This is a genomic window from Poseidonibacter sp. (assembly GCF_041821165.1).
GTDB lineage: Bacteria > Campylobacterota > Campylobacteria > Campylobacterales > Arcobacteraceae > Poseidonibacter.
The window spans coordinates 1-3,294 of the sequence record NZ_JBGUES010000225.1; the positions used below are offsets into that span (position 1 = coordinate 1).

Sequence of the window (3,294 nt, forward strand, 5' to 3'; positions counted from 1 at the left end):
CTTTTATAAGTGAGATATTAATATTACTTTTAGCTTTTGAATATTTTATTGAATTAGAGATTGTATTATCTATTATTCTTTGAAGTTCTGTTCTATTAAATTCAATATTTATATCATCTTTTATGATACAGTTTAATTTTATCTCTTTTGATAAAGCAAGACTTTCAAAAATATTTATTCTTTGTTTTAAAAGTTCAGTAAAATCACTGTTTTCTTTTTGGTAGTTAACTCTTTTATTTTTAATTAAATATTCAATATCATCATAAATTAAATGAAGATTCTTTACAGCATTTAATGATCTTTTTAACTCTTTACTATTTTGTTTTTCTTCTAATATTTCTAAATTTAACTGTATTACTCCAAGAGGTGTTTTTAATTCATGCATGGCATCATTAAAAAAAGCATCTAAATAAGCATTTGCTTTTTTATAAGGATTAATACTTTGTTTAATAATCAAATATGCAGAGATAAATATAAAAAGTCCAATACAAAGTGTTAAAATTGCAATTTTTAAATATATTTGTTTATATGAAAACTCTTTTGTTACTATTAGATATTTGGCATTTAATCTATTTGAACTTAAGATAATCTCTTTTGAAATATTATTTTCATATTTTAGTGCTTGTGATGTTGTAGAAAAGATAAGCTCTTTATCTTTTGATAAAAGGTATGAATCCATTAAAAAAGATTTAGGAAATCTAAAAATCATTTTTTTTGAATCATTAAAATCATATATAGCTCTTTGAATTACTAAAGTATGTTCATCAATACTTTTATACTGATTAAACTTATAACTATTTATTTCACTTTGCATATATAAATATGCAGGAATACAAATAAGAACAATAATACTAATAGTATAAGCAAAACTAAGTTTGATTATATGATTTTTATTATGAAACTCTTTCAATCTTGTATCCTACACCTCTTTGGTTTTTAATAAACTCTTTAGATGTTTTATCTCTTATATTTTTAATACAAACTCGAATATCTGATTCATTTATAAACTTTTCATTCCAAACTTCACAACGAAGTTTTTCAATACTAACAAATTGGTTTTTATTTATAATAAGACAAAAAATAGTTTGACTCTCTTTTTTTGTTAAATTAATTATCTTATCATTTTTACTAAGTTCTTTTTTTAATATATCATATGAAAAATCATCATTTAATTTTATAAGACTTTCATTTGTTGAGAAATAAAAAGATTTAATAAGTTGTTCTATTCTATATTTTAATTCTTTAGGTGAAAAAGGTTTTTTAATATAATCATTACATCCTAGTTCATAACCTAAACTAAGGTTATTAATATCAGTTAAAGAAGTAATAAAAATAACAGGAGTATTGTTTTTGTTTTCTCTAATATTTTTTACTAATTCATAACCATTTAATAGTGGAACTCTTATATCAAGTATAAGAAGATGATAAGAATTTTCATAAATAGCATTTAAAGCATCTTCTCCATTTTCAAAATCATCTATTTCATAATTTAGTGATTCAAGATAATCTTTAATACTATTTTTATAATCAAAATCATCTTCTAGTAAAAGTATTTTCATTCTATTATTATCCTATGATTTGTATTGTTTATTTGTTTTTTATAAGAGCTATTAACTTGTGTTTTTTTATTGTTTTTTGATGAGATAATAACATAACCCAATTTTTCTCTATCTAAACTATAAAAAGTAAAATATGAAAAAGCTAAATTTTCATTTGTAAAATAACCATAATCTTCTAGATTTCTTAGATTAATATCTTTGAAAATATTTGAATTTATCATATCTTGATTTATTAATATAAAGTCATTAATCTTTTGATTATTTGTTAATTCACTTTTTTCATTTAAATACTTATTATCAAGTAATACATACATATCTAAAGAGTTCTTATGTAATTTTTTTGTTAAGCCTTTAAAATTGATAATTATCTCAATTGAGCCTACAAATTTGTTATTTACTATCAAAGGTGAAATTGCTTTAATATTTAATCTTTTTCCAAGTTCAATGGAAACTAAGGGTTCTAAAGATTCTTTTACTTTTACAAGACCTTGCCTAAAAGAAGAAAGAGGAATATCTTTGATAGAAAAGTCCCAACTTCTTAAATATGTATTTAATTCTTTATTATGAATCTGTACTTCAATATCACTATTTTGTAATTTTTTCAATGTTGAAATCTTTTTATTTACAAGAATAAAAGATTCTTTTCTATCTTTTTTTAAAAAGGAATCTATAATCTCTTTATCTTTTGATAATAATATTGCTAAAGATAAAGCATATTTTTTCTCTTCTTCAAATATATTTTTTGTATAAATAAGTGAATTTTCAAGTTTTGAGATAAGTTGCTCATTATTATTTATATTTGTAAGTAGATAAAAAATAAATATAATAAAGAATAGGGTTAAAAAGCTAAGAAAAAGAAGGTATTTATTTGTTTTTAAAACATTTATATTCAAATAAATACCTTTTTGTATTTTTATATATTATTTATCTTCTGTAAAAATTTCATCAAGTAATGAATCTACAAAATCATCTGGTGAGAATTCGATTAAATCTGTTTGTTTTTCACCAACTCCAACATAAAAAATTGGAAGTTCAAGTTGATTTGAAATTGAGAATAATGCACCACCTTTAGCAGTACCATCTAGTTTTGTTACAATAATTCCATCAATTCCAACCATTTCATTAAATGCTCTTGCTTGTGCAATTGCTGTATTACCTTGTGTTCCATCTAAAATCATTAGTTTTTGATGAGGTGCTCCAACTTGTGCTTTTTCACAAACTTTTACAATTTTTTTAAGTTCATTATTTAAGTTTGTTTGAGTTTGTAATCTTCCTGCTGTATCAATAATTACATTATCAATATTTTTTGCAACAGCTGATGAAATAGTATCATAAGCAACCGCAGAAGAATCATGCCCTTGTTTTGTTTTAATAATAGGTACATCTAATTTATCAGCCCATGTTGAAAGCTGTTCTATTGCTGCTGCTCTAAATGTATCTCCTGCTCCAAGTATTACACTTGAACCTTCTGATTTAAATTTATTAGCTAATTTTGCAATTGTAGTTGTTTTTCCAGCACCATTAACACCAATAATTAATCTTACATATGGTTTTGGTAAATTTGTCATATCTACAATTGGAGCATGTTCAAAAAGCATTACAAGTCTATGTCTTAATTGTTTTCTTGTGATTTCTTCAGGTAAACCATCCATTGCTTTTTCAATAATTTCATACTCAACATCTGCTTCTATTAATAGTTCTTCAATATCATCAAATGATATTTTCTCTTTTTTTG

At 22.8% G+C, this 3,294-nt stretch carries 4 protein-coding genes; all 4 read right to left on the minus strand.

All coding sequences use genetic code 11. The annotated features are described in order from the left end of the window. Positions 1-910, minus strand: a 910-nt coding sequence (locus ACERKK_RS12385) for a sensor histidine kinase (RefSeq protein WP_373773386.1), incomplete at its 3' end; no start/stop codon positions are given. Continuing rightward, on the minus strand, positions 894-1,559 hold the full coding sequence (locus tag ACERKK_RS12390; RefSeq protein WP_373773387.1) for a response regulator transcription factor: 666 nt from the start codon (positions 1,557-1,559) through the stop codon (positions 894-896). The genes ACERKK_RS12385 and ACERKK_RS12390, both read right to left, overlap by 17 nt. Further along, positions 1,556-2,452, minus strand: a complete 897-nt coding sequence (locus tag ACERKK_RS12395; protein ID WP_373773388.1) for a cache domain-containing protein — start codon at positions 2,450-2,452, stop codon at positions 1,556-1,558. Before ACERKK_RS12395 ends, ACERKK_RS12390 begins: the two co-directional genes overlap by 4 nt. Positions 2,453-2,479: 27 nt before the next feature. Then, positions 2,480-3,294: signal recognition particle-docking protein FtsY (gene ftsY / locus ACERKK_RS12400; protein ID WP_373773389.1), on the minus strand; the 815-nt coding region annotated here is incomplete at its 5' end.

Bases quoted from the DNA above. Each gene is read 5' to 3' on its own strand.
- ACERKK_RS12390 (WP_373773387.1), bottom strand. From the start codon at position 1,559: ATGAAAATACTTTTACTAGAAGATGATTTTGATTATAAAAATAGTATT.